This is a genomic window from Candidatus Zymogenaceae bacterium, from assembly GCA_016931225.1.
In the GTDB taxonomy this organism is placed as follows: Bacteria; Desulfobacterota; Zymogenia; order Zymogenales; family Zymogenaceae; genus JAFGFE01.
Genome location: JAFGFE010000026.1, coordinates 56424 through 81930, shown reverse-complemented (window position 1 = coordinate 81930; position 25507 = coordinate 56424). Strand labels below are relative to the sequence as shown.

General features: G+C 55.7%; 23 protein-coding genes. 8 read left to right on the top strand and 15 right to left on the bottom strand.

Features of this window, described 5'->3' with window-relative positions; all coding sequences use genetic code 11:
• Positions 1-96 precede the first annotated feature (96 nt).
• The 10 genes from JW885_10960 to rplU form a co-directional block, all read right to left on the bottom strand.
• A complete protein-coding gene (locus tag JW885_10960; protein MBN1882684.1) occupies positions 97-2532 on the bottom strand; it encodes a PAS domain S-box protein in 2436 nt (811 codons plus the stop codon).
• Between the two features lie 20 nt (positions 2533-2552).
• Positions 2553-4103 (bottom strand): 2,3-bisphosphoglycerate-independent phosphoglycerate mutase, encoded by a 1551-nt coding sequence (locus JW885_10955; protein ID MBN1882683.1) that lies wholly within the window; start codon positions 4101-4103, stop codon positions 2553-2555.
• A gap of 240 nt (positions 4104-4343) precedes the next feature.
• Positions 4344-5087: a DUF2652 domain-containing protein gene (locus tag JW885_10950; GenBank protein MBN1882682.1), complete on the bottom strand. Its 744-nt coding sequence runs from the start codon at positions 5085-5087 to the stop codon at positions 4344-4346.
• A 54-nt stretch (positions 5088-5141) separates the two neighbouring features.
• Positions 5142-5585 carry a ribosome silencing factor gene (rsfS, locus tag JW885_10945; protein MBN1882681.1) on the bottom strand — a complete coding sequence of 148 codons (444 nt, stop codon included), beginning with the start codon at positions 5583-5585 and terminating at the stop codon, positions 5142-5144.
• Positions 5516-6175 (bottom strand): nicotinate (nicotinamide) nucleotide adenylyltransferase, encoded by a 660-nt coding sequence (gene nadD / locus JW885_10940; protein ID MBN1882680.1) that lies wholly within the window; start codon positions 6173-6175, stop codon positions 5516-5518. The genes rsfS and nadD overlap by 70 nt, the downstream gene beginning before the upstream one ends.
• Positions 6176-6196: 21 nt before the next feature.
• Complete coding sequence (locus JW885_10935; GenBank protein MBN1882679.1) at positions 6197-7462, bottom strand: glutamate-5-semialdehyde dehydrogenase; 1266 nt, start codon at positions 7460-7462, stop codon at positions 6197-6199.
• Positions 7463-7566: 104 nt separating this feature from the next.
• Positions 7567-8712, bottom strand: a complete 1146-nt coding sequence (proB, locus tag JW885_10930) for a glutamate 5-kinase (GenBank protein ID MBN1882678.1) — start codon at positions 8710-8712, stop codon at positions 7567-7569.
• 2 nt (positions 8713-8714) lie between these two features.
• Positions 8715-9734 (bottom strand): GTPase ObgE, encoded by a 1020-nt coding sequence (gene obgE / locus JW885_10925; protein ID MBN1882677.1) that lies wholly within the window; start codon positions 9732-9734, stop codon positions 8715-8717.
• Between the two features lie 243 nt (positions 9735-9977).
• Entirely contained in the window at positions 9978-10235 is a 258-nt protein-coding gene (rpmA, locus tag JW885_10920; protein MBN1882676.1) for a 50S ribosomal protein L27, read from the bottom strand.
• A gap of 14 nt (positions 10236-10249) precedes the next feature.
• Positions 10250-10564, bottom strand: coding sequence for a 50S ribosomal protein L21 (rplU, locus tag JW885_10915; GenBank protein ID MBN1882675.1), 315 nt, complete (start codon positions 10562-10564; stop codon positions 10250-10252).
• Between the two features lie 365 nt (positions 10565-10929).
• Between rplU and JW885_10910 the strand changes: the two genes are divergently transcribed.
• Positions 10930-11886, top strand: a complete 957-nt coding sequence (locus JW885_10910; GenBank protein MBN1882674.1) for a diguanylate cyclase — start codon at positions 10930-10932, stop codon at positions 11884-11886.
• A 71-nt stretch (positions 11887-11957) separates the two neighbouring features.
• Entirely contained in the window at positions 11958-12368 is a 411-nt protein-coding gene (locus tag JW885_10905) for a DUF1178 family protein (GenBank protein MBN1882673.1), read from the top strand.
• Between the two features lie 128 nt (positions 12369-12496).
• Here JW885_10905 and JW885_10900 read toward each other — a convergent pair whose 3' ends face one another.
• From JW885_10900 to JW885_10885, 4 genes are all read right to left on the bottom strand, one after another.
• A complete protein-coding gene (locus JW885_10900; GenBank protein ID MBN1882672.1) occupies positions 12497-13384 on the bottom strand; it encodes an MBL fold metallo-hydrolase in 888 nt (295 codons plus the stop codon).
• Positions 13385-13596: 212 nt separating this feature from the next.
• Positions 13597-15156, bottom strand: a complete 1560-nt coding sequence (locus tag JW885_10895; protein MBN1882671.1) for a DnaJ domain-containing protein — start codon at positions 15154-15156, stop codon at positions 13597-13599.
• Positions 15157-15476: 320 nt separating this feature from the next.
• Positions 15477-16280 (bottom strand): ABC transporter permease subunit, encoded by an 804-nt coding sequence (locus JW885_10890; GenBank protein ID MBN1882670.1) that lies wholly within the window; start codon positions 16278-16280, stop codon positions 15477-15479.
• Between the two features lies 1 nt (position 16281).
• Positions 16282-17187, bottom strand: a complete 906-nt coding sequence (locus tag JW885_10885) for an ABC transporter ATP-binding protein (GenBank protein MBN1882669.1) — start codon at positions 17185-17187, stop codon at positions 16282-16284.
• A gap of 450 nt (positions 17188-17637) precedes the next feature.
• Here JW885_10885 and JW885_10880 point away from each other — a divergent pair, with 450 nt between their 5' ends.
• The 3 genes from JW885_10880 to JW885_10870 all read left to right on the top strand — a co-directional run bounded on the left by JW885_10880 (position 17638) and on the right by JW885_10870 (position 21232).
• A complete protein-coding gene (locus JW885_10880; protein ID MBN1882668.1) occupies positions 17638-18567 on the top strand; it encodes an amidohydrolase in 930 nt (309 codons plus the stop codon).
• Between the two features lie 11 nt (positions 18568-18578).
• The gene (locus JW885_10875) at positions 18579-20012 is read left to right on the top strand and encodes an aromatic ring hydroxylase (protein MBN1882667.1); all 1434 of its coding nucleotides are present in this window, start codon (positions 18579-18581) and stop codon (positions 20010-20012) included.
• An 86-nt stretch (positions 20013-20098) separates the two neighbouring features.
• Positions 20099-21232, top strand: coding sequence for a glycosyltransferase (locus JW885_10870; GenBank protein ID MBN1882666.1), 1134 nt, complete (start codon positions 20099-20101; stop codon positions 21230-21232).
• 200 nt (positions 21233-21432) lie between these two features.
• Here the strand turns inward: JW885_10870 and JW885_10865 are convergent, their stop codons facing one another.
• Positions 21433-21978 (bottom strand): hypothetical protein, encoded by a 546-nt coding sequence (locus JW885_10865; GenBank protein ID MBN1882665.1) that lies wholly within the window; start codon positions 21976-21978, stop codon positions 21433-21435.
• Positions 21979-22135: 157 nt separating this feature from the next.
• Between JW885_10865 and JW885_10860 the strand changes: the two genes are divergently transcribed.
• From JW885_10860 to JW885_10850, 3 genes are all read left to right on the top strand, one after another.
• The gene (locus JW885_10860) at positions 22136-22597 is read left to right on the top strand and encodes a cyclic nucleotide-binding domain-containing protein (GenBank protein MBN1882664.1); all 462 of its coding nucleotides are present in this window, start codon (positions 22136-22138) and stop codon (positions 22595-22597) included.
• A gap of 15 nt (positions 22598-22612) precedes the next feature.
• Positions 22613-24136, top strand: coding sequence for a YifB family Mg chelatase-like AAA ATPase (locus JW885_10855; GenBank protein MBN1882663.1), 1524 nt, complete (start codon positions 22613-22615; stop codon positions 24134-24136).
• A gap of 95 nt (positions 24137-24231) precedes the next feature.
• The gene (locus tag JW885_10850; protein ID MBN1882662.1) at positions 24232-25371 is read left to right on the top strand and encodes a Glu/Leu/Phe/Val dehydrogenase; all 1140 of its coding nucleotides are present in this window, start codon (positions 24232-24234) and stop codon (positions 25369-25371) included.
• Positions 25372-25507 lie beyond the last annotated feature (136 nt).

The following is a 25507-nucleotide window of genomic DNA, read 5'->3' as shown; positions in this document are numbered from 1 at the left end:
TCCGATGCGGAGGCGTTTTCCGGGAAGAGAGAACCGGGAGGGTGATGTGCCGTCGAGAGGACGACGGGTGGTCGCATCCCGGATGCGTGCGAATCGTCAGGAATCGTCCTCTGTGGGTGCGAGTATTTCTTTCAGCTTCCGACCCAGGTCGTCTATTCGATACGGTTTTGCGATGACGTTGCAGAAGCCGTAAGAATCATATTCCGACATGATCGGATCGTTGGAATATCCGCTGGAGACGACGATCCGTGCGTCCGGGTCCTTTTTGAGCAGCAGCCTTGCCGCTTCCTTTCCCCCCATGCCCCCCTTCACCGTCAGATCCATGATGACGATATCGAAGGGCGTCCCGGCGGCCGCCGCCTCTTCATAGAGACTAATGGCCTCCCGTCCGTCCCGGGCGGTTACGGCCTTGTATCCCAGGCCGATGAGCATCTGCGACGACGCATCCCGCACGTATTCTTCATCATCCATCACGAGAATGCGCCCCTTACCCCCGATGGGGCCGTAGTATTCGGGAACCTCGGTCAGCGGCTGCTCTGCGGCCGTGGGAAGATATATGGAGAGGGTGGTCCCCCCACCCGATTCGGAGTCCACGGAGATGTGGCCGTCGTGATTTTTCACGATGGAATACGCGATGGAGAGGCCCAGCCCGCTGTGCCCCTGTTTATTGGAAAAATAGGGATCGAAAATCTTGGAGAGATCCTCTGAATCGATGCCCGTCCCCTCGTCTCGAATTGAGATGTGGACGTATTCGCCCGGTTCCAGGGGCAGGACGTCGTCGGGGGTGACAACGCGGTTTTTCCCCGAGATGGTGACTGTTCCGCCGTCGGGCATGGCCTGATCGGCGTTGACGGTGATATTGTTGACGGCCTGGCCGACCTGACCCTCGTCGGCGAATACCGGGTCCAGTTTTTCGGGAAATTTAAAGACGGATCGGGTCTTCGTACCCCTGAGGGCGAGGTCGACGGCGTCTCTGACGACATGCTCGATCAGGACCGGCTTTTTCAACGGGGCGCCGCCCCGAGAAAAGGTGAGAAGCTGCAGGGTCAGATCTCGGGCGTTGAGGGTCGCCCGCTCCGCCTTGGCGATGCGCTGATAGAGCTTGGTGCTTTCATCCACGTACAGCTTCATCAGAGAGATATTCGCGAGAATAGCCGTGAGCAGGTTGTTGTAATCATGGGCGATGCCGCCCGCCAGGGTGCCGATGGATTCAAGCTTCTGGGCCTTCAGGAGCTCCTCTTCCATCAGAAGCTTTTCGGTGACGTCTCGAAATACCAACACCACTCCGATGGTATTGCTGTCCGCGTCCTTGATAGGGGCGGCGGAATCGGCGATGACGCGCTCGGTACCGTCCCGGGAGACGAGGATCGTTTCCTGTTCAAGCTCCGTCGACAGGCTTTTTTCCAGTACCCGCTCCACCGGATTTCTCTGAGGGAGCCTCGTGTTTTTATCGAGAATGGTGAAAACCTCCGTCAACGGCTTTCCGCACGCTTCTTCCTGGGTCCATCCGGTCAGCTCTTCGGATACCCGATTGAGCAGAACGATCCGCCCCTTCATATCGGTGGTGATAACTCCGTCACCGATGCTCCTGAGGGTGACCGTCAGCCATTCCTTTTCCTCGGCGAGGGCCGTCTGTGCGTTGATTCTCTCGGTGGCGTCCCGGATGGTTCCCTGAAAGCCGATGATACGATCTCCCCGTCGTATGGTATTGACATAGCTCTCAAGCTTCCGCACCTCTCCATCGTTTCTCCTGATGGTGTAGGTGAGGTTCCTGATCGGCTCCCCGGTGGTATACAGGTTCTTGTATGCCCGGTAGACGGCGCCCGCCTCTTCGGCATCCATGAAATCACGAAAGTTCGCCCCGATCGACTCTTCCCGGCTTACGCCGATCAGTTCGACAAACGCGTCGTTTAGCGCGGTCAGGTTGCCCTCCAGGTCGACGGTGAAGACGCCCTCAATGGAATTTTCAAACAGGCTCCGCCAGCGCTCTTCGTTCTCTTTCAGGGCCTCCTGGGATTCTTTTTCCACGGTGATATCGGAGAATACTCCCAGGACGCCGACGACCTCGCCGTTTTGAATATCCGGGGTTATGGAGGCATGGATGTGTCGAACGTCGCCGTTATTGTCAATAATGCGAAAATCGAGAAAGGAGGGACGACCGGAAACGGCGACCGAAAAGTGTTCATGAACGATGTAAGTGTCTTCCGGGTGTACGAAACGGTCAAACGGCGAATCGATCAGTTCTTCGACATGGAGGTTCGATATTCTTTCGACGGCCGGACTGAGGTAGGTCACGATGCCGTCTCGATCGAGGGAGAAGATCGCTTCATTGAGGTGTTCCACCAGGTATCGATATCGACGCTCGATATCTGAAAAGGATGTTTTCGACTGCGGGTTTATGAGGGAGCCGATTTCCGCACCGATATCGCCGGGCCCGGGAGGCCCGCTTCCCGCGACGTTCAGGTCGGCGGACTCAAGAGAGTCGGGAGACTTTTTTCGTTTCGGTTTTTTTTCCCTGCCCGTGTCTTTCATATCCCACACCGTGATGGGCGTTATTCCAGCAGCGAAGAGCCGGTTATCTGATCCGGAATGGTAACGTCCATAATGGTAAGTATGGTGGGAGCCACATCCGCAAGAATGCCGTTTTTCAACGTCCTGTGTTTCAGATCATCGTCCACAAGAATCAGGGGAACAGGATTTGTCGTATGAGCGGTGTGCGGCTCGTTGTTTTCATAATCCCACATTTCCTCGGCGTTGCCGTGGTCGGCCGTGATGAGGATACACATGCCCCGGGTTTGAGCGGCATCCACCACACGGCCGAGGCACTCGTCCACCGCCTCCACCGCATCGACCGCCGCTTCCATCACGCCGGTATGTCCCACCATATCCGGGTTGGCGAAATTGAGGACGATCAGCCCGTAGTCCCGCTCCTGTATGAGGGACACCGCCCGGCTCGCCACCAGGTCCGCGCTCATCCTCGGCTTCAGGTCGTATGTGGGGACATCCTGGGGCGAGGGAATGAGCTCCCGATCCTCAAGCGGAAAAAGCCGTTCCTCACCACCGGAGAAAAAGAACGTGACGTGGGCGTACTTTTCCGTCTCGGCGATCCGAAGCTGAGAAAGCCCCGCGTCGCTGACGATTCCCCCCAGAATGCGCTCCAGGGAGATGGGAGGAAACGCCATCGGCAGATTAAAGTCGTCGTCATAGCGGGTCATGGTGAGATACCCGGATAGCTTCGGGTGGATCTCACGCGGGAACTGATCAAAGGGTGGGACGAGGTCGGACGGGGCGAGCGCTCTGGTCATCTCTCTGGCCCTGTCCGCGCGAAAATTGATGAAAAACACCCCATCATTATCGGAAATCGTCCCCACGGGACCGGCGTCGTCGACGATGACGGTGGGGGTGATGAACTCATCGGTCTCGCCCGCGTCGTAGGATTCCCGCATCGCCTGTACCGGGTCCGTCGCCCGTCTGCCCCGGCCGAGGACCATTACGTCATAGGACTTCTGTACCCGGTCCCAGCGGTTGTCCCGATCCATGCCGAAAAAACGCCCCGCCACCGAGGCGATTCTGCCGTAATCGTGGGAGGATAAAAAGTCGACCAGCATCTTCATATACTCGATACCGCTGGTGGGCGGCGTGTCCCGCCCGTCCATGAGAGGATGGATGAATAACCGATCGATGCCGGCGGATCGAGCGGCCTGTATCACGGCGAAGATGTGGGTGATATGACTGTGGACCCCGCCGTCCGACAAAAGCCCGATAAGATGCAGGGCGCCGCCGGCGGATTTGATGGTGGAAAAAAGGTCTGAGAGGGCCTTATTTTCGGCAAAGGAGCCGTCATCGACGGCGAGATTTATGCGGGTATAGTCCTGGTAGACGATGCGACCGGCGCCCAGGTTGAGGTGTCCCACTTCACTGTTGCCCATTTGTCCGTCCGGCAGCCCCACAGAGCGGCCGCTCGCTCCCAACAGAGACGAGGGATAGGTCGAGATAAGACGGTCGAATACGGGTGTCTCCGCCCGGGCGATTGCGTTGAAATCGGTCTCTTTTCTGATTCCCCACCCATCCAGTATTATCAGCAGAGTCGGTTTTGTGTTCATATGTGCACGCTTTGAGAATCGAGAGACGGTCACACAGCTTCAGAAAGAAAAATACAAAAAATACCACATACCGGCGGAAGTTCTCCGATCGTGGCGAGGAAAGTCTATGAATTACATATTATTATAATAGATGGATTGACAAGAATGCAAGAAGATAATCCAGGAGAGAGCATATCGGAGAGCTCCTTTTGGGAATATCGATATCCGAAAGATCGGATGAGAAAAACGGTCTTTTGGAAGCTACGGGGTAACGTCGGGAAGATTGGTAAAAACAGGAGACTTTCTGAGCTTCATCCTGAAAAGAAGCGGCGTGAGCATCTTTTTTATCATATATTTCGCCTTTATTGAGAGGGAGGAATAGTTATGGAAGTAATCGTCGGCGGTGTGGGGATAGAAGATCACGCTGTTGATGTTTCCTATAGTTTCATATTCCTCCCGGTGTTTTTTAACGGCAAGGTCTTGCGGGATCGGGATATCCCGATGGGCCTGCTCGGTCATGAGAATATAGCTGTCCGACTTCAGGGTGTTTTTGAGAAGCCTGTGCGCGATGATCACATCGATGCCGGAAAGCTCCGTGAACCTGTCCAGCCGATAGAACAGCGCACGACCGCTGTGAACGATGACCTTCAGATTGAGGACATCGACGTTGGAGCAAACGCTGCATTCGCACGTGTTGGATTCCTTCAGCTCGTAGAGCTTGTCGGAGAACTTCTCGAAGAAAAAAAGCAGTTTCCGGCCGATATGCCGTCGGGTCCCCTCCCATTGTGACGAATCGCCGTCTTTCACGGCGAAGAAGAAGACCGCGTCCCCCTCGAGCTTCGAGATCTTCAGAGGGATTTTCACCTCATTAATGATGGTTTGTATCAGCTCGATGATAATAATCTGGGCGTGGTCGAGTTCCATCCGGTTGGTCACAAGGAACTTGGTATAGCCGCTGATATCCGCGATCATCAGAACAACGTCACGTTCGATGTGATCTTCCATCCTGCCCTCTCGGTTTTTCTTACGTGTTTTTCATATGGTGTACGATATCGCGGGCTACTGTTTTTCCGTGACGGCCTTTCCCGTTTCATCATACCAGGTCCGGGGCGCATCCGCCCAGATACCCTCCAGATCGAAGAAGCTCCGGGCCGCATCCAGGAATACGTGGATCACGATATCCCCGAAGTCCATCAGCACCCAGCGGCCCTCGTTCATGCCCTCTATCCCCAAGGGATGGATATGCCGCTTGGAGAGGGATTCATCGATATGCTTCGCCGTGGATATGACCTGACGATCCGAGGAGCCGCTCATGATAATGATATAGTCGGCGAATCCGGACGCGCCGGCCACGTCGATGACGACCAGGTCCGTGACCTTTCGCTCCGATACGATACCGACGATCAGTTCTGGGGTGAGGGATTCTTTGTCTTTCAGAGGTAATGACCTTTCTGTGTAATAATATCGTTGACCCGATCGGGGACCAGGTAGCGTATGGATAATCGCTCGCCGACCAGGCGCCGTATTTCTGTGGCGGAGATATCCAGGGCGCTGATGTTGTGATAGTATACCAAATTTCCCGAGGGGTGGCGGAGCGTCCGACCGTCGATCTCCTCGAACAGTGATGCCAGGGTGTCGGGGAGGACGAGAGGGGGATTGGAAGATGTGGACGTCGGCCTGTCGGTAACGATGAAATGAGAAAGCAAGAACAGATCCCGGAAGGAATACCAGGTTTCTATTTCCAGAAACGCGTCCAGTCCCAGAATGAAAAACAGCTCTCCGCCGCTTTCGAGGCGACCCCTCATCTCCTTCAGGGTGTCAACGGTGTAGGACTTCCCGTCCCGTCGGGCCTCGATGTCCGACGCGGAGAAAAAGGGATTGTCTCGCACGGCCTCGGTGACCAGCTCAAGGCGGTCGTATATGTCAAGCATTCCCCTTTTTCCCTTGTGGGGCGGTTCGGCCGAGGGGATGAAGATCACCCGGGAGAGACCGAAGGCCTCCCGCACTTCCTCGGCGCTCCTGAGGTGGCCGATGTGTATCGGGTTGAAGCTCCCCCCCATGATGCCGATTTTGCCCTGGAAACGCTCCTGCACAGGCCCAATCCCGTATCGTGGTTACGTCCGTATCTGGCCGTCGCCGTGAATGATAAATTTCGTCGTCGTCAGCTCCTCCAGGCCCATCGGGCCGAATGCGTGGAGCTTCGTGGTGGATATGCCGATTTCCGCGCCGAGGCCCAGTTCGAATCCGTCGGAGAAGCGGGTGGTGGCGTTGACGAACACACATGACGAATTGACTTCGTCTAAAAACCGCCGGGCGTTTTCGTAATCCCTGGTGACGATGGATTCGGTATGAAGCGACCCGTATTTCTCGATGTGCTCGATCGCCTCGTCCATGTCTTTTACAACCCGGACCGCGAGGATCAGGTCCAGGTATTCCTCATACCAGTCGTCCTCGGTGGCGGGCGTGCTGTCCGGTAGGATCTTCCGTGTTTCGGGGCACCCCCGAAGCTCGACCCCCTTCTGTGCAAGCTCCGACGCCGCCCGGGGCAGAAAGGAATCGGCGATGCCTTCATGCACGAGCAGGGTCTCCATGGCGTTGCAGACGCCGGGGCGCTGGGCCTTGGCGTTCACCGCGATGGAGACGGCCATATCCAGGTCCGCGGACACATCGACAAACACGTGGCAGACCCCCTTGTAATGCTTGATGACCGGAATCATGGAAGTCTCGACCACTTTTTTTATGAGCGCCTCGCCGCCTCGGGGAATGATCACGTCGATGTATTCCTCCAGGGAGAGCATCTCGTCGACGGCGCTTCGGTCCGTCGTCGAAATCATGCCGACGGAGTCTTCGGGAATGCCCGCTTTCTTGCAGGATTGCCTGAGGACGTCGGCGATGGCGACGTTGGAATGAATGGCCTCGGACCCGCCCCTGAGCACGACGGCGTTCCCGCTCTTGATGCAGAGCCCCGCGGCGTCGGCGGTGACGTTGGGCCGAGATTCATAGATGATGCCGATAACACCCAGGGGGATGCGCTGCCTCCCCACCAACAGGCCGTTGGGACGCCGCCACATCTTGGTGACCTCTCCCACCGGATCGGGAAGGGCCGCCACCTCCCGGAGGCTTTCGGACATGGATGCGATGACATTATCCGAGAGGGTCAGGCGATCGAGCATGGCGCCGGAGATTCCCTTTTCCCTCGCCGCCGCCAGGTCCTTTTCGTTTTCCCCCTTGAGGTGTGCCTTGTGTCCCTCCAGTTCGTCGGCCATGATCAAGAGCGCGTCGTTTTTTGTCCGGGTGTTCGTCTTGGCGAGTGTCGTGCCCGCCTTCCTGGCCCGTTTCGCCACATCCCGTACCGCCCCTTTTACCGAGCTGTCAGCCATGAATCGATTCCTTACTGTTTTCTGAGAAGAAAAGTGTATGTCTCTATTCAATCCGTGGTACGCCGCAGGTCTCCTTTCATGAAAAGGGACGCCAGCCACACGCGTCATCGGCCGTTCATCAGCACCAGGTTGTCCCGATGAATGATCTCGTCGGAGTATTTGTATCCGAGCGTCGCCTCGATCTCCCCGGAATTCAGCCCCTTGATGCGGGAAATCTCCTTGGAGTTGTAGTTGACCAGGCCCCGGGCGAATTCACGACCCTGGGGGTCCATGATGGACAACAGATCCCCCGGGCTGAAGCTGCCCGAGAGGGAGACGATTCCCTTGGGCAACAGGCTCTTCCCGCCGTCGGCGATGGCGTCCGCCGCCCCCTGATCCACCGTCAGCGACCCCTTCGCCCTGAGGGTATAGGCGATCCAGTGTTTCCGGCTGTTCAGACCCTCGGACCGGGGAATGAAGAGGGTTCCCACGTTTTTTCCCTCGAGGATATCGAGAAGAATCCCATTGGTCAGGCCGTTTGCGATGATCGCGGGGATCCCGATCGCCGTGGCCATGTCCGCCGCTTCCACCTTGGACTTCATCCCCCCGCGACCGACCGCCGTGGACGTGTCCGACGCAAGGTGTTTTATTTCGTCTATGATGCTGTGAACAACGCTGATAAGGGAGGCATCGGAATAAAGATGCGGGTCCTTATCGAAAAAGCCGTCGGTGTCGGTCAGGAGAATCAACAGGTCGGCGCCCGCAAGGTTGATGGTCTGGGAGGCGAGGTAATCGTTGTCCCCCAGCCTGATTTCCGACACCGCCACGGTGTCGTTTTCGTTGATGATCGGTATAATACCCTGATCGATGAGGGCCAGAATGGTATTTCTGGCGTTTATGAACCGATGCCTGTTTTTCAAGTCCTCGTGAGTCAGGAGGATCTGACCGACGACGATGTCGTGACGGTCGAACGCCCGCTCGTACGCCCGCATCAGGGACGTCTGTCCCACAGACGCCGCCGCCTGGAGCATGGAAATGGCCCTCGGACGAACGGTTATACCCATCCGGGGAAGCCCCGCGGCTATGGCGCCGGAGGAGACGACGATACACTCGATCCCCCGTTTACAGAGTGATGCAATATCGGATACGATCCCCTCGAGGGCGTCGATGTTCAGGCCGTGACGGGCGGTCAGCACGCCGCTGCCGATCTTCACCACAACCCGACCGACGTCGGCGGTGTGCGATTCCCTGATGTTGGTCTCTTCGGTCATTGTCACAACACATCGTCCGTTTCGTCCGCCCGGAGCCTCTCAAGGCGGAGAAACACGTGATTCAGAAGCTCCCTGATGCCAGTTCCATTCATAGCAGAAACGGGAAAAATGTCAACAGCTAACTCCGCCTGAAGCTCGGCATATCTTTCCTCCGCCCCGGTCAGGTCCATTTTACCGGCCGCGATCACCTGGGGCTTTTCGGCAAGCAGCGGGCTGAAGGAAAGAAGCTCCCGGTTGAGGGTATGATAATCGTCCACGGGATTCCTCCCGGTGTCCGGGTTCATATCGATCATGTGTATCAGCACCTTCGTTCGCTCGACATGGCGGAGGAATCTGGTCCCGAGCCCCGTCCCTTCCGATGCCCCCTCTATGATGCCGGGGATATCAGCGGCGACGAAACTACGCTCCTCGTCGAGGCGGACGATGCCCAGGTTGGGGGTGAGGGTGGTAAAGGGATAATCGGCGATCTTCGGTTTCGCGTGTGAGATGACGCTGATGAGGGTCGATTTCCCGGCGTTGGGAAAACCGATGATGCCCACATCCGCGATTACCTTGAGAACGAGCCTGATGCGGGCCGTCTTCGGCGGATCTCCCTCGTCGTATTCCCTCGGCACCTGGTGGGTGGAGGTGACGAACCGGGCGTTTCCCCGGCCTCCCCGCCCCCCGGTCAGGATGAGGATTTTCTCGCCCGCACAGGTGACGTCGACGATGAGATCGCCGCCTTCCTCGTCGATGATCTCCGTGCCCAGCGGCACGGGGATGACGAGGTCCTCACCGTTTCTCCCATGTTTGTTTTTCCCGCTCCCGTGGACGCCGCGCTTGGCGGACCAGTGCTGGCGGTACTTGAAGTCCAGCAGTGTGGACATATGCGGATTACCGATGACGTATACGTCGCCGCCGTCGCCCCCGTCGCCGCCGTCGGGACCGCCCCTGGGGACGTATTTTTCCCGGCGAAAGCTGACACACCCCCTGCCGCCGCCGCCGGACTTGACTTCAATCACGGCCTCGTCGACAAAATGCATCGTCCGTTTTCTCCATGTGAGGTAACAGGGAGCGAATAAAAGACCGGTCTCGCATCTCTGAAAGACCGACCGACCACGGGATATAACCGATAAAAGCGTCGGGGCCTGTCCATCCGTGTCGATAAAAGAAAACCCTCTTCATTTTTGGATAAAGAGGGGCACAGTCAGAGGTCGAATTCATACCCGCAACAGGTCGTCGATGCGACGCAAAAACGACGGCGAGTGCGTCCTCGCTAAAAACCGTTACGAGGAGGAGATCACGCTGACGTATTTCCGATCGCCTGCTTTTGTCTCGAATTTCACCACTCCGTCGATCAGGGCGAAGATGGTGTGGTCTCTGCCCAGGCCCACGCCCTTGCCGGGGTGAATTTTCGTGCCGCGCTGGCGGATGATGATGTTTCCGGCCGTCACGTTTTCGCCGCCGTAGCGTTTCACACCCAGACGGCGACCGGCGCTGTCGCGACCGTTTTTCGAACTGCCCTGTCCCTTTTTATGTGCCATGATGGTCGCTCCGTTTATGAATTGGTGATCTTTTCGATGCGAAGACGGGTGAACGGCTGACGATGTCCCATCTTTTTCCGATAGCCCTTGCGGCGTTTGAACTTGAGGATGGTGACTTTCTTTGCCTTGTCCTGTTCGGTAATGGTGCCGGTTACCGAGGCGCCCTTGACGACGGGCGTCCCGACGATCGGGTCCTTGTCTCCGCCGATCATAAGCACGTTATCGAACGTCACCGTATCGCCCACGTTGCCGTCGAGCTTCTCAACTTTTACACTGTCACCCGGAGACACTCGATACTGTTTGCCTCCGGTTTGTATTATCGCGTACATCAGAAAAATCCTTTACCCCCATGCCTGTTTTTACTCTCTCATACGCGGAAGACGCCGGGGAGGTATATGTCTTTTTACCACATACGGCACAACGCGTAAATTGGCATTTTACCTTTTAACCACAATCATTGTCAAGAGAATTTATAGAAAAGAGAGGCGAAAAAGAACGGTGTTTTCTCGTTCGAGGGACCGGAGTGAGCAGATGTTCGATGTCGTTACACGGGTACTCGGGGAATGCGTAACCCAACACATGGGAAGATACAGAATGTTTAAACCAAAAAACGTCAAAAAATGTTGACCACCGGCGATACGTATTATAAGATTAAATTAAATATAAAAATTTTTCAATACATTTCGGAAGATCGTTGAAGAAAATCCTTATTATTGAGGACCATGAGCTCACACGGGGACTCGTCAATAGGATTCTCTCCAAGAGAGGATATGAGGTGATAGAGGCCGCCGACGGGCTTGAGGGGCTCCGCAAGGCGAATGAAGAGAAGCCGGATCTGATAATACTGGATGTGGTACTGCCACACATCGACGGCATGGAAGCCTGCCGCATGCTGACGTCGGGAGCGGAGACTCAGGACATTCCTGTTATCATTCTCACCTCTCGGACCACGTTGTCCGACGTCAAAATGGGGATGGAGGCGGGCGCCGTTGACTATGTCAAGAAGCCGTTTGACGAGGTGGAGTTTCTTGCCCGGGTCGGTTCGGCGATCAAAATCAAGGAGTTCAAGGATCAGATATCTATTTTAAAAGCGAAGCTGAGCGAGATTACAACGACGGATGATCTGACGGGTCTGAAAAACGCGGGATTCTTCTGGGAATACTTCAGCCGGGAAGTCACTAAGTTCAACCGGATCAGAAAACCGCTGTCGATCGTAATTCTCGATGTGGATGATTTCAAAAACATCAACGATGCCTTTGGTCATCTCGCAGGGGATCGAGTGCTTGTAAAGGTGGCGGATATTCTCAGAAGGAACGTCCGCCAGTATGACCTGGTGGCGCGATACGGCGGTGAAGAATTCGTGGTCGTGCTGGTGGACACCGACGAAGAAGAGGCGTTCGGGATGGTCGAAAAAATCCGCGGTGCCATAGAGTCGGAAGTATTCACGGAAGAGAAAAAATCGTTTTCCCTGTCCGTCAGCGCGGGCGTGGCGACACTGGGAGAGAACACGCCGGAAGAAATGCGTCGGGCCATCGCCATGTTCGAATGGGCGGATCATGCGCTGTACCGTGCGAAGGAGACGGGCAAGGGAAAGACCGTTGTGGCAAACGATGCCGATGTGAAGCTGGAGGTCGCCCAGCAAAAAGACTGACATCACACGATCGTTATGTTATACTGACAGTGAATGGTACGTCACTGTATGTAATTTGCCGCAAAATACCCATGATAGTCTATGATATTCGGTGCGAAAACGGTCACATTTTCGAGGGTTGGTTCGAGGATCGGCAGGCGTTTGAGGAACAGAAAAGAAGCAACCTCATAGATTGTCCGATCTGCGGTACGGTGCGGGTGGACGTGGCTCCATCCACGTTCGGCATCGGGGGTCGCGCCCAGAAGACTGAAACGACGTATGGGAATATAAATCCGGAGAGTTTTTTCCAACAGATGACGGAATTTCTGGAGAAAAACTTCCAAGACGTGGGACCGCAATTCGCAGAGGAAGCCCTGAAGATACACTACGGAGAAACAGAAGAGCGGAGCATCCGGGGAACCACCACGCCACAGGAAGAACAGGAGCTTCAGGAAGAGGGAGTGACGTTCATGAAAATACCCATGCGACGGTTCGACAGCTGACCCATGATTGGGGAAACCGTCGCTGGTCCCACCCCGCGAAATCAAAAAACACGATGCACGGCCGGGAGAGGTTCTCTTCCCGGCTGTTTCATATGAAGGCCTAAAAGCCGCACAGAAGCGCCCGATTCCTACGCAAGACGGTATCTCTCCTCCTCCATCACCACAACCCCGTTCTTCATCAATCGATGCAGGTGTTTCATCATCAGCGCCTGCTCGCCGAAATCGAAAAAGAGTGCTGGCTCCTTCTTTTTTTTGTAGACGATACGGGCGTCGATGATCTGATGGATGGTACGGGGTATGGAGAGGAAGTCAATCAGCATCTGCTCCCGGCGGTCGATCACGGCAAGGTAACGATCCCAGAGCTCTCTTGGGTCGTCGGTGAAAAAACCCGCGGCGTGGGAGGTGACCCAGACCTTTGCGGGGATCTCCCGAAGCTTACGGGCCGACGCGATGAGCAGGTCGATATCGGAATCGCGATCGCCGTACCAGGGGCCGAAGGGGAGAAGATCGTAATCGCCGATGAAGAGAAGCCCCTCGTCCGGAACGTAAAACGCGGTGTTGCCTGCGGTGTGTCCCGGCGCCGGTATCGTCACGACAGAAAGACCTCCCAAATCGATGGTTTCCTCCCCATCGAAGGTCCTGTTCACCTCCCTGGGCGAATAATTGAAATGTTCGGTCATGAAGGAGGCCCACTGTTTCCTCTCTTCGGCGTCGTCGATGCCGTAGAGATCGAGGATATGCTCCATCGACAACATAGCCTGGGCGTCGTGCCCGGGCATCCACAGTTCCCGGTCGGAGAAGAGACCGAGGAACATGAAGTGGTCCTCATGAAAATGGGAAAGCCAGACGAGATCGACGCCCGGGTCTTCCTTGAGGGAGAAGAGGCGCGCGTCATTCGATCCCGGATCGATTATGACCTTTTGGTCTCCCTCGAGATAGAGGGAATTGCAGAATGGATATTTCCCGTCGTTTTGTCCCGGTATGAAGACAATCCGACCGAAGCGGGTTTCTTTCATACATCCTCACGTGTAGATGGAGAGGGGAGGCGGAGTGTCCTGACTCTCGTGTCGCCCGGAAGGCTTGATTCGATATGGGCCGCCTTCGGTTGTGACGAAGACGGGGGCCGTTTGTGTGTGTCCATGACTTCACGGGGCGTCGTGACGGGTGACTGTGAGTGAGAGCCCTGTGTCGCTTCTCGGCCTTGTGGGTCATCGGTTCGAGAGGTAAGCTATTTTTTCTTCCCGAAAAGACCCCTTCTCTGTTCATCACCCTTCTGTTTGACCCCCAGGGCGGTGAGCTCCCGCCTCGCCTCCAGAGAATCCGGATTGATATCGAGGGCTTTTTTAAAATTAAGGATCGAGACGTCCTTGAGCCCCTGTACCTTGTATATCGTTCCAAGAAAGAGAAACGGTGTTTCAATGGATGGGTTGAGGGTCGCCGCTTTCTTGAGATGCTTGATGGCCTGTACCGAGTTCGGCCCCGTTTTGTCCGAGGAAAACAGGAAAATCGACCATCCCAGATATGCAAGGTACTCGCCCTCGTCGGGCATGAGCTTTACGGCCCAGGCGAAGGACTCGAACGCATTTCTGTAATCCCGTTTTTTCAGGAAAACCATTCCCTTCTGGAACTGGAGCTCCGCGGTCATGATATCGTGGGTTTGTTTCGCATCTTTTCCCTCTTTCGGAGAGACGAGGGAGGCGATATATTCCTTTCGCTTTTTTTCATCGCTCAGCACCCGATAGGCCTGGGTGACGATGTCGAAAATCTTGTTGACGGTCTTTTCCACAACCACGATTTCTTCGGGAGAAAAAGAATCGGGATGAAACTTCTTTGCCATCTTGATGTATGATTTCTTGATTTCCGCGTCCGGAGAGTCTTGTTGTACCCTGAGGATGTCGAAGTAGCTCTTCGTGCGCATCTGGTGATATATGGCCATCAGCTTTGTATGAAGCTCTTTGAATTCCTCGTCGGGCTTTTTCGGTGGCGGCGCTTCCTTTTCGAGGGGAACGCCCTCGGGCCGGGGGGGGGTCGGCGCCTCTCTCTTTTGTATCTCGGAGGCGGAGTCTTTCTTTATGGTGATGATATTCAGAATGATGGCCGCGTAAATGGTTCTGTGGGTCTCAATGAAATCCAGCGGCGAAAGATCCAAGGTGTCGCCCACGGTATGGGTGCCGTCGCACAGATTTAAAAGCCAGCGCTGATGTTCATCGAACGTTGAGTCTGCATCCAGGCGCGAGTTTTCCGCGCCGGGGAAAAGGTAGAGATTTCGATAGGGTTCCAAGAGAGAGATCAGGCGGTCGAGGGAATGGGACTGCCTGATGCCGTTGAGAATAATATCGGTGATCGTGAGGTCCGCATATTCGTCCCGTTCCTGGAAAAAATCCTCTCTGAAGAACTTGTAATCGCAGTCGTTCCACTTGAAAAGGGAAAAGAGCCGAAACCTGGACTGCTCCCGCAACGCTTCGTTCAATTCCTCGGAAGTCAGAAACTTCTCCTGAATCATGACCTGGCCGTGCAGCTTGCCGAACTCCTTGGCCGTGACAAGAGAACGTTTATACTGTTCCTCGGTGATTTTTCCGGTACTGACGAGGAACCGTCCGAGTACTTCCTGCAGGATATTGGATGTGACAAGAAACGGTCTGCCGTTCTTGAAAAAAACCTGCTTGTTTATCTTGCCCCGTTCGAAAGAAAGCCGACCCGTGATCCCCATGCTGTTGATCTCGCTGAGAAGCTTGGGAAAGGGCGTTTCGGAGAGATTACCCACAAATAATACTGTATGTTCGGACATAACAACACCGAGAGAGAGGCGGCCTGGATGAGAGTATCACCGTTTTCGTCGGTATCGTTTGGTGAATCCCTTCCTTCAGTGTCGAAGGAGTGCTCACAGAACTCATCCTGTGGATAGATACAAGAATATCTTTCTATCTATTACCGGGAAAATATTCCGGAGATACCGTCGAGATTCACACGAAAACCAAAAACCGATGAGTAACGCACCTCCAAGGACATCAGAGAGTCATTGACATATACGATTGCAGCGGTCCCATGAGACGGGTATGTGGGAACACGCTGTAACTTTCGGTCGCGGGAAACTCCTTAAAAGGCGAATTACAGCTCCTTCTTGTTAAACAGCAGCATCATACCCAACCACACGAGCACGATGTACCCGGCGGTATGAATCGTGGGCCAGAAAGACATCTTCTGGGCAAACATATCGCTGAGAAACGAGGCGGCGTAAAACTGCGTGGACCCCCACTGAGGGAACGCGAAGTATATGATCTTTGACAGAATCAGGACCGCCGGTTTCTCGACCATCTGCGCCCGGAGGGCGTCGAAATAGACGGGGATGTCTATACCGACACTGAACAGGTAGCCGACGATTCCCATCAGCATCGCAACGATCCGGGAGGAGATGAGCGATACCAACATGACGACGGAAACCAGGAGCATCAGGTTCAGGATGAACACCGCCAGGGAGAGAAAAATCTTGAACGGCCAGATGTCTGTCTTGAGGTACGCCAGGAGGAAAAAGCCGCATCCCAGGACGATGACGTTCAGCAGCACCACTCCCATGACGCCGAAGAATTTACCCAGCAGGTATTCGAAACGGGAAATAGGCTTGGCGATGAAAACGGTGATCACACCGGTTTCAATATCTCCCAGCACGGCGCCCATGGAGAGAAGCCCCGCAAGGGTCAGTCCCCAGAAGATGATGATGTGAAAGCTTATCGTCGTCGCCAGGGCGACGACCTGTTGGGGAGAAAGGGACTGGCTATTGAAAGATACATCGCCCTGCATGCACATTCTTCCCATCAGGATGAACAGCAGGCCGATAATCAAAAGGATATAGAAGAGCTTGTTTCTGAGCCCTTCCTTAATGGTATTTCCGCATATGGCAAGGATGGCTCTCACGTTACCCCTCCTCCTTGATGATTCGGTAAAAGATATCCTCGAGGGATTCCCGGGATTCGGTCATGGACATCATCTTATCGCCGCTCTGTATCAGGATTTCCGGGATGCGCCCCTTGGCCTCATCATTTTTGGGGATGATAACGTAGACATTACCGTCGACCTTTACATCCTTTGCCACTTCTCCGAGGGCCTTCACGGTGGCCTTGCTGGTCTTGGCCACCTCCACCCGCACCGACGGGGTTTTGGATGACAGCTCGTCCAGGTGACCCTTTTTCACGATCATTCCCTTGTTCAGGATCGCCACACGGTCGCACGTACGCTCGATCTCGGACAGCAGGTGGGAATTTATAAAGACGGTCTTCCCTTTTTTCTTCTCGCCCAGGATAATGTCCCGGACTTCCTTCGTACCGATGGGATCGAGGCCGGAGGTCGGCTCATCCAGGAGAAGCAGGTCCGGATCGTGGATCAGGGCCTGGGCGATGCCGATGCGCTGGAGCATCCCCTTGGAGTATTCCCTGAGGGGACGATCGGCTGCGTCAAGCATGTTCAGGGCGTCCAGGCATTCCATGGTCCGTTTCTTTCTTTTGTCTTTCGGCATGCCGTAGAGCCTGCCGGCGAAGTCCAGAAACTCCCTCCCCTTCAGGAAGCCGTGCAGGCGCATGTTTTCCGGCAGGTAGCCGACCCGACGGCGAACCTCACGGTCGCCGGCGGGTTTGTCGAACACATTCACGGAGCCACCGGTGATCCCGATGAAGCCGAGCATGGTCTTGACGAAGGTGGTTTTTCCCGCGCCGTTGGGGCCGAGAAAACCGAAGATTTCGCCGTCCTGTACATCAAGGGTGACGCCGGCCAGGGCTCTGACCCGGGCGTAATCCTTGATCAGGTTGTGAGCACTGATAATACCCATAGATTTATTCCTGACATTTCTAAATTTCGGTAAAACAGCCAAACGGCAGACAACCCAAAACAGCGGGAGCTGTATCGGCGTCAATCAATCATATCACGACAACCATACCACCGCCGGGACCACATGGGCCATGACCGCCGTCACATTGTTACAGCATAATTAAATAAGTATAATAAAGAAATGTATAGTTTTCAAGAAAAATACGAGGGTGCGTATTTCATCATACAAGAGCTGAATCCTTGACAACGAAGAGTCGGTCTTTTACACTGGCATGGAAGCGTCCGGTACATAATGCCCGGCGGCTTCACACATGCATTCCCCACTATTGACACCTCTTCTCTTCAATCAATTGCCCGGGCATTCCGATTAGTGTTTCACCATCGACTGCGCGAATTTTATCCCCCGACACCGGGAGGGACGCGTCTGCTTTTCCTTTTGCAAGGAGGAACCATGATTATTGATGTTCACAGGCATATTATTGACAGAGATTTTTTTTCCGACCGCTACTGGAGAAGCTTCGCCCGGATGGCGCTGCCCATACTCCGGCGCATGGGGGTGGAGGCGGATATAGACATGGTGGTCGATTCGATCATGCCCGCATATTTTGATGCCGATGGTATGCGTCACATCGCGGCGATGGACGAAGCGGGTATCGACAAGACCGTGATGCTGCTGTTCGATACGGGGCTGATCGCCGGGGAGGGGAGGAAAAACATCGAGGAACAGAACGCCATCGTGTATCGGATGGCGGAAAAATATCCGGAGAGAATCATCCCCTTCGTCTCCGTGGATCCCCGGAGAAAAAACGCAAAAGAGCTGGTCGCCACCGGCCTTACGGACCACGGAGCCAGGGGGATAAAAATACACCCCGGGAGCGGCTTCAATCCCGAGGAGAAGGAGACATTGGCGCTGGCGGAGCTGGCGGCGAAGCATTCCGTTCCCATCCTGAGCCACACCGGAGCCAGCATCCCGCCCACGAAGAGCAAGTACTGCGATCCGATCTATCTGGACGAGATGCTCCTTCGCTTTCCGGAGGTGCCGGTCATCGCCGCCCACATGGGATACGGACACCGATACCAGCTCTTCGCCCTGGGCATGAACCGCCCGAATCTGTATGTCGACCTCGCCGCGTGGCAGACCACCGCCAGGGATCGATATCATGAATTCGCCCACGCGGTGAAGGACGCCGTGGCGCACTTCGGTCCCGAGCGGGTCCTGTTCGGTACCGACAATCCATACCTCTGGCCGGTGCTGCCGGAGCCGGACTACGTCCAGGCGATTCGCGACCTGGAGACGAAACCGGACCCGCATCACCGCCTGACGGCAGAAGAGATCGACATGATACTGGGCGGGAACGCCCGGACCTTATTCAATCTATAAGGAGAAAGATCATGAGGACACGGGAAGACTATTTTGAAAGCCTGTACGGCATGAAGAAAAATATCTACCTGGGGGGGGACGTGGTGGGGAGGGACGATCCGAAACTATATCCCGGAATGAACACCGTCAGCATCACATTCGACGCCCAGATGGATCAAGATATCGCCGACCTGATGTTCGCCCAATCGCACCTGAGCGGGGAACCCGTCAATCGCTTCACGCATATCCACCGAAACGCCGACGATCTTTTGAAAAAACAGAAAATGACGCGGATCCTCTGCCAGCGCTGCGGCGGATGCATCCAGCGGTGTATGGGCATCGACGCCGTGAACGCACTCTCCGCCGTCACCTACGCGTGCGACCAGGATCGAGGAACCGATTATCATCAGCGCTTCGAGGCGTTTTTAAGGGAGTTTCAGGAGAACAACACCGTCGGCTGCTGCGCCCAGAGCGACGTGAAGGGGGACAGGCGAAAACGACCCCACCAGCAGACCGACCCGGATCTCTACCTCAGGATCGTCGAGAGGAAAAAGGACGGCATCGTGGTACGGGGCGCCAAGGCGCACAACACCATGGCTCCCTATGCCGAGGAGATTATCGCCATACCGACCCGTTTCCTGACAAGCGAGGAGGGGGACTGGGCGGTGGCCTTCGCGATCCCTGCGGATACGAAGGGCGTCAAGCTTTTGACCAGGACCACCACGGTGCGGGAGCGGGTGCCCCAGCTGGACGCGCCGATGACGCTCTTCGGCGGCGCAGACTCGATGACCGTCTTCGACGATGTATTCATTCCCTCAGAAAGGGTGTTTCTCTGCGGCGAAACCGAATACGGGGGACAGCTGGCGCTGCTCTTCGCCCTCTTCCACCGACACAGCTATACCGGATGCAAGCCGGCGATCACGGACATCATGATGGGGGCCGCGGCCCTGGTGTCGGAATATAACGGCATCGAGAAATCGACCCACGTGCGGGACAAGCTGGCGGAGATGGTCAGCGTGGCGGAGCTGACCTTCGCCGCGGGAGTGGCCGCGGCCGTTGAAAGCACCGCGCACCCGTCGGGAACGTGCATCCCGAATGTGGTCTACTGCAATGCGGGACGGCGCCACGCCGGGATGAATATCTACCATGAATACGAGATTCTGTGCGATCTGGCCGGGGGGTTGCCGGCGACGCTCCCCTATGATACGGAATTTATAAGTCCGGAGGTGGGGGATCTGCTGAAAAAATACCTCAAGCGTGTGGATGATATTTCGTCCGAGGACCAGTATCGCTGTTTTCGGGCGATATCGGACATGACGGTTTCCGCCCTGGGGGGCGTCCTTCAGTATGCCGGCGTGCACGGCGGCGGCTCACCGGTGATGGAGAACATCGCCATTATGGGGACCTATGACATCGAGGAAAAAAAGAGACTGGTCAAGAAGCTTGCGGGAATAGAGAACGAATAGCGACCGCGAAAAGAGATTGACCGGTTGTGTGCATACGATGTAAGATAACAAACCGTATCATTCAAACCATTTGAGCGAAAGACAGCATGAATCCCGTAGACTTGATACTTTTTGTCATCATGATGGTGTTTCTGGTGCAGGTCGTTGCAAACCGCATGTCCATCAGGGAGCCGACGGTGGCCATCCCGAAGGATTTTCTCCCCACGGTATCGGTTATCATACCGGCGAGAAATGAAGCCAGGACCATCGGCGCCTGCGTCAAATCAATCCTTGCCCAGAGCTTCGATAAATTCGAAATCATCGTCGTGGACGACGGCTCCACGGACAACACCGCCCAGGTGGTTTCGGATATCGCCTTGACGGAGCCGAGCGTCACGCTTATCAGGGGCAGGGAGCTCCCCCCCCACTGGTTCGGGAAACCATACGCCCAGTACGAGGCGCTGAAGAACGCGAAGGGGAAATACCTCCTGTTTCTGGACGCGGACGTGATCCTGACCCGGAGGGCCCTGGCCATGCTCCTGGCCGCCGCCACGCAGCGTGGGGCGGGCATCGTTTCGATGCTCCCGGCGCTCTCCACGGACAGCTTCTGGGAAAACCTCGTCACGCCGTTCATCTATTTTCACCTCTATCTGTTGTTCCCCGCGTATGCCATGAACTGGCCCTGGGAACCGCTGGTGGCCCACGCACATAATCGCTGCTTTCTGCTGGAGAGGGAGATGTATAAGAGAATCGGCGGCCACAGCAAAGCCAGCGAAACCATACGTGAGGCCCAGGTGATGGCACGGGAGGTGAAGGCGAAGGGCGGGAAGATCGGATTGCTCTCGGGGGAGTCGTTATGCCGGGTCAGGCCCTACGGCCCGCCGCCGAACCTGTGGGACGGGTTGATACGGCACCACGTATCGACGGCGTCCCGCTCGGCGATGTTGTCGATATCGTTCGCGGCGATTTCTTTTGTTCTCTTCGTTCTGCCGTGGCTGCAGCTTGTATCGTATCTCATGGGAGACGTGCACACCCTCTTCGGCGTCATGGTGCCGATCGCCAACGTGTTGCTGGGGGCCGTGATGTACTTGACGGCGACGGGACGATACGGTCTCACCCTCGGTCGGGCGCTCCTTGTGCCCCTGGCGGCGCTGGCGTGGATCGTGACAATATTTCGAGCGATCGGAAAAGTGTCCGGCACGGGCACCATTCAGTGGAAGGGAAGGACCGTAAAGCCTTAGGCGGTCCGGCTGGATGGAGTCGTCGCAGAAGGAAACATAATAAAAAGGGAGGGTCATAACGATGAACGGGAGACACTGTTGACGGAATACCCTCCGGCGATTCGGATACGGCTCGCATTTCGCCGCACGTCAGATGTCGATGGTGCCGGTATGGTGTGATATCTGGTCTCAAGGCCGCGGGAGGGGCGGCACGGGATGCCTCATTTCTTCGGTACCGCCTTGACGACAGGCTTGCCGTCTTTTTCTCCCACCACGAAATCCACCCGGGACGCGCCGTATTTTTTCTTGATGGTTTCGGATTGGCGTCTGAGATTTTCCTCGAAGGCGCTGCGATCCATGGAATTTGTGGGGATGCCCGCCTTTTTACGGGCGTTCATCAGGTCGTTATACACCGAGTCGTACCCGTCGCCCGATTGTTTATTCGGGGACCCGGATGCGGCCGGTTTTGTCTGGTTCATGGAGCCGGCTCGTTCCTTGAGCTTCATTTTAAACACATCCCGCTCGTAGGTGCCGTCCTCGATGCGCCGCAGGATGCGGTTCCAGTACTGGGTATAGGAATTGAACTGGGCGACGATGTTATCGCGCTTGAATTTCAGGCCGGTATTGGTGATGTGCCATGTGCCGGCCTGGCGGATCATCCGCTGGACCTCTTCCCGAAGACGGACCGGCTCAATGCGCTCGACGCCCGTGAAATATTTATCATACCCGGTCTTGAGCTCGTTGAGTTTCTTTTCCAGCAGAGCCATCTTTTGAGAGATATCCATGTTACCTAATATATCAGAGCGGGAATTTGTTGTAAAGGAGTTTGCATGTTGATCGGGTGAGATCCGCACAGCCTGATTTTCGTTGTGTTTTCACCCGCCATTTGTTATATATTAGATACCACAAATATGAGGATTTTACATGGATCCTGCGCTGCTCAAGAATATTTATCTCTTCGAAGACCTCTCCCAGGAGGAAATAAAGAAGGTTTCTGAGATAGTGGTATCGGAAACCTTTCCCGAAGGACACATGTTATTCAAAGAGGGTGACAAGGGCGATCGGTTCTATATCATCCGAAAAGGAGCGGTACGGATCAGCCAGAACATCGCCGGAACCGGGGAGGAAGCCCTGACCATTCTTGAAGAGGGAACCTATTTCGGCGAAATGGCCCTCATCGACGACGCTCCCCGATCTGCCGACGCAATTATACATGCGGAAACCGAGCTTTTTGCCATTTACAAAAAAGACTTTGATAACCTGTTATTCTTCGATAAAGACATCGCATACAAAATGCTCTGGGCATTCGTGCGCACCCTTTCTTCTCGACTCAGGGAGACAAACGACAAACTGAAGGCCTTCCTCCAGATGGCCGGAAATTTCTGATCGGCGTTCAATGGTATGCTCTCATTGGTGAAAAGCGGCGCGGTATTGGGTATCGACGCCTACATAGTCGATGTGGAAGTGGACCTTGCCCAGGGTCTGCCGCATTTTTCCACAGTGGGCCTGCCGGATGCCGCGGTCAAGGAGAGCAAGGATCGGGTCAGGGCCGCCGTAAAGAACTCGGGCTATGACTTTCCGATTCAAAAAATCACCGTAAACCTGGCCCCCGCGGACATCAAGAAGGAAGGGTCCGCCTTCGATCTCCCCATCGCCGTGGCGATACTGAGCGCCTCGGGAATCATTACGAAACAGTCACTGGAAAACACCTGTATGGTCGGAGAGCTTTCCCTGGACGGAAGCCTCAAGCCCGTCAAGGGGGTGCTGCCCCTGGCCGTTGCGGCTCGGGACAATCGATTCGAGCGGCTCCTGGTGCCCGCCGAAAACGCCCGGGAGGCGGCGGTCGTGGACGGCGTATCGGTGGTGCCGATTCGCTCTCTGCCCGAGGCGGTGGGTTGTTTACGGGGAGAAGAGGAGATCCCTCCCGTCGTCGTGGACCGCCGGGAGATGTTTCGGAGCCATAACAGGTACGACAACGACTTTTCCGACGTCAGGGGTCAGGCGCACGCAAAGCGCGCCCTGGAAGTGGCCACGGCCGGAGGCCACAATGCGATCATGATCGGTCCTCCCGGTTCGGGAAAGACCATGCTGGCAAAGAGAATTCCGACGATTCTGCCGGAGATGAGCTTCGAGGAGGCGCTTGAGACGACGAAGATACACAGCGTCGCCGGCAAGATGGACGGAAGGCCCCTCATCGCCACACGGCCCTTTCGATCGCCCCACCATACCATCTCGGACGCAGGCCTCATCGGCGGGGGACAGATTCCCTCTCCCGGGGAGGTGAGCCTCGCACACAACGGGGTGCTGTTTCTGGACGAGATACCGGAATTCAACAAAAACACCCTGGAGGTCATGAGGCAGCCCCTCGAGGACGGCTCCGTCACCATCTCCCGGGCGCTGATGAGCATCACGTATCCGGCCAGGGTCATGCTGGTTGCGGCCATGAACCCGTGTCCTTGCGGATATCTGGACGATCCGAACAACGACTGTACCTGTTCGATATATCAGATACGCAAATATCGATCGAGACTGTCGGGCCCCATGCTTGATCGGATCGATATTCATATCGAGGTGCCGGCCTTGAAATATCGGGAGTTGAAGGAGAGGGAATCAGAGGGGTCTACGGCCATCAGGAAGCGGGTGAACGCCGCACGGGATATACAGTATCACAGGTTTCGTGAGCGGGACTACTTTTTCAACGCGGGAATGTCCCAGAAGGACCTGGCGATATTCGCCCCCGTCACAAAGGAGGGAGAGAAGCTCCTGGAGCGGGTCATGCAGTCGTTAAAGCTCTCCGCCAGGGCATACACCCGGATCATAAAGGTGGCAAGGACCATCGCCGATCTCGAGGGAGGAGAGCAGATACTCCCCCGGCATCTGGCGGAGGCGGTCCAGTACCGCTCGCTGGACCGGGAGGGGATGTAAACAGCGGACGGGAAAGAAGAAAAAGGGTGTGTCGTCTCATTCCGCTTTGAACCGAAGGATTTTCGGAAATTGTCAGGGAGATCGAGGAGAAAATAATGAAACAGGAAGATACGTACGTGCATCAGGTGACGCTTCATGATCCGGATACCGGCGTGACGGCCTATATCGTGGTTGACAGGCTCATCAACGGGGTGTGCGGCGGTGGATGCCGCATGAGTCCTGTGGTGACGCTGGAAGAGGTCGGGATGCTGGCAAGGACCATGACATACAAATTCGCGGCGATGGGCGTGAAGGTGGGAGGCGCCAAGTCCGGCATCGTGTTTGATCCCCGCTCCCCGGACAAGAGAAAGGCTTCGGCCGCGTTCGGGAGGCTCGCCACACCCTACCTCAATACGATTTATATAACCGCAGAAGACATGGGAACCGACGCGGAGGATGTGAGGATCATAAATGAAAACGCCGGGGTTGATCCCATCGCGTTCGCCAAGAAAAAGGCGGGGGAGCTCGGCATTACCCTGGAGCTGCCCGAGGGTATCGAATTTTCAAACCTGGGAGGTGAAAGCTTTGAGGAGCTCATCACCGGATACGGCGTCGCCGAGGCGGCCGACGAGGCGGCGGGACTTCTGGATATCTCCCTGGAGGGAGCCACGGCCACTGTGCAGGGATTCGGCACCGTGGGCGCCATCACCGCCAGAAACCTGGCGCGACGGGGTGTGAAAATCATCGCCGTGACGGATATTGAGGGAAGCATCATCTCGAAAGACGGACTGGACGTGGAAAAGATGATCGAGGCGAGGGACGCCGCAGGAACGGTGGACAGGAACAAGCTGGACTTCGATTTCACAACCGGGAAGGGGGACGGGTGGCTGACCTCGGGCGCGGACATCATCGTGCCGGCGGCGATAGCCAACGCCATAACCGAAAAAAACGTCAAACAGGTGAACGCAAAGCTCGTTCTTGAAGGGGCGAACATACCCATCACAACCGGGGCCCAGGAGAGGCTCATGAAGAGGGGCGTGTTGGTCATCCCCGATTTTATCGCGAACGCAGGCGCGGCGGCGGGATTCGGCCTGATTCTGACCGGAGAATGTAAGATCGAAGAGGTCTTCGGGGAATTCAGCTCCCGCATTCGACAGGGGGTCAGGTATTGCGTGGAGGAAAGTAAAAAGAAACGGATTACGACACGTCAGGCCGCCGTACAACTTGCCCGAGAAAACCTGGAAAAACTTCGGTAGAGGGGAGGGAACATCCCTCGATGAAGAAAAAAAGGATCGCCGCATGGTTTTCGTGAGATAATGTTCAGTGACACAATGAGGGGAGGCGGCGGTCCGTCTCGAGTAATGAGATAACAACACTTAAATACGGGAGAAA

Excerpts from the sequence above, each read along its gene's own strand:
- JW885_10950 (MBN1882682.1), bottom strand. The coding sequence starts at position 5,087 with ATGGAAGATCACATCGAACGTGACGTTGTTCTGATGATCGCGGATATC.
- obgE (MBN1882677.1), bottom strand. The coding sequence starts at position 9,734 with ATGCATTTTGTCGACGAGGCCGTGATTGAAGTCAAGTCCGGCGGCGGC.
- proB (MBN1882678.1), bottom strand. The coding sequence starts at position 8,712 with ATGACCGAAGAGACCAACATCAGGGAATCGCACACCGCCGACGTCGGT.
- JW885_10865 (MBN1882665.1), bottom strand. The coding sequence starts at position 21,978 with ATGGCTCTGCTGGAAAAGAAACTCAACGAGCTCAAGACCGGGTATGAT.
- JW885_10875 (MBN1882667.1), top strand. The coding sequence starts at position 18,579 with ATGAGGACACGGGAAGACTATTTTGAAAGCCTGTACGGCATGAAGAAA.
- JW885_10900 (MBN1882672.1), bottom strand. The coding sequence starts at position 13,384 with ATGAAAGAAACCCGCTTCGGTCGGATTGTCTTCATACCGGGACAAAAC.
- JW885_10885 (MBN1882669.1), bottom strand. The coding sequence starts at position 17,187 with ATGGGTATTATCAGTGCTCACAACCTGATCAAGGATTACGCCCGGGTC.
- JW885_10850 (MBN1882662.1), top strand. The coding sequence starts at position 24,232 with ATGAAACAGGAAGATACGTACGTGCATCAGGTGACGCTTCATGATCCG.
- JW885_10960 (MBN1882684.1), bottom strand. The coding sequence starts at position 2,532 with ATGAAAGACACGGGCAGGGAAAAAAAACCGAAACGAAAAAAGTCTCCC.
- JW885_10895 (MBN1882671.1), bottom strand. The coding sequence starts at position 15,156 with ATGTCCGAACATACAGTATTATTTGTGGGTAATCTCTCCGAAACGCCC.
- JW885_10880 (MBN1882668.1), top strand. The coding sequence starts at position 17,638 with ATGATTATTGATGTTCACAGGCATATTATTGACAGAGATTTTTTTTCC.
- JW885_10905 (MBN1882673.1), top strand. The coding sequence starts at position 11,958 with ATGATAGTCTATGATATTCGGTGCGAAAACGGTCACATTTTCGAGGGT.
- rpmA (MBN1882676.1), bottom strand. The coding sequence starts at position 10,235 with ATGGCACATAAAAAGGGACAGGGCAGTTCGAAAAACGGTCGCGACAGC.
- JW885_10855 (MBN1882663.1), top strand. The coding sequence starts at position 22,613 with ATGCTCTCATTGGTGAAAAGCGGCGCGGTATTGGGTATCGACGCCTAC.
- JW885_10870 (MBN1882666.1), top strand. The coding sequence starts at position 20,099 with ATGAATCCCGTAGACTTGATACTTTTTGTCATCATGATGGTGTTTCTG.
- rplU (MBN1882675.1), bottom strand. The coding sequence starts at position 10,564 with ATGTACGCGATAATACAAACCGGAGGCAAACAGTATCGAGTGTCTCCG.
- JW885_10860 (MBN1882664.1), top strand. The coding sequence starts at position 22,136 with ATGGATCCTGCGCTGCTCAAGAATATTTATCTCTTCGAAGACCTCTCC.
- JW885_10955 (MBN1882683.1), bottom strand. The coding sequence starts at position 4,103 with ATGAACACAAAACCGACTCTGCTGATAATACTGGATGGGTGGGGAATC.
- JW885_10935 (MBN1882679.1), bottom strand. The coding sequence starts at position 7,462 with ATGGCTGACAGCTCGGTAAAAGGGGCGGTACGGGATGTGGCGAAACGG.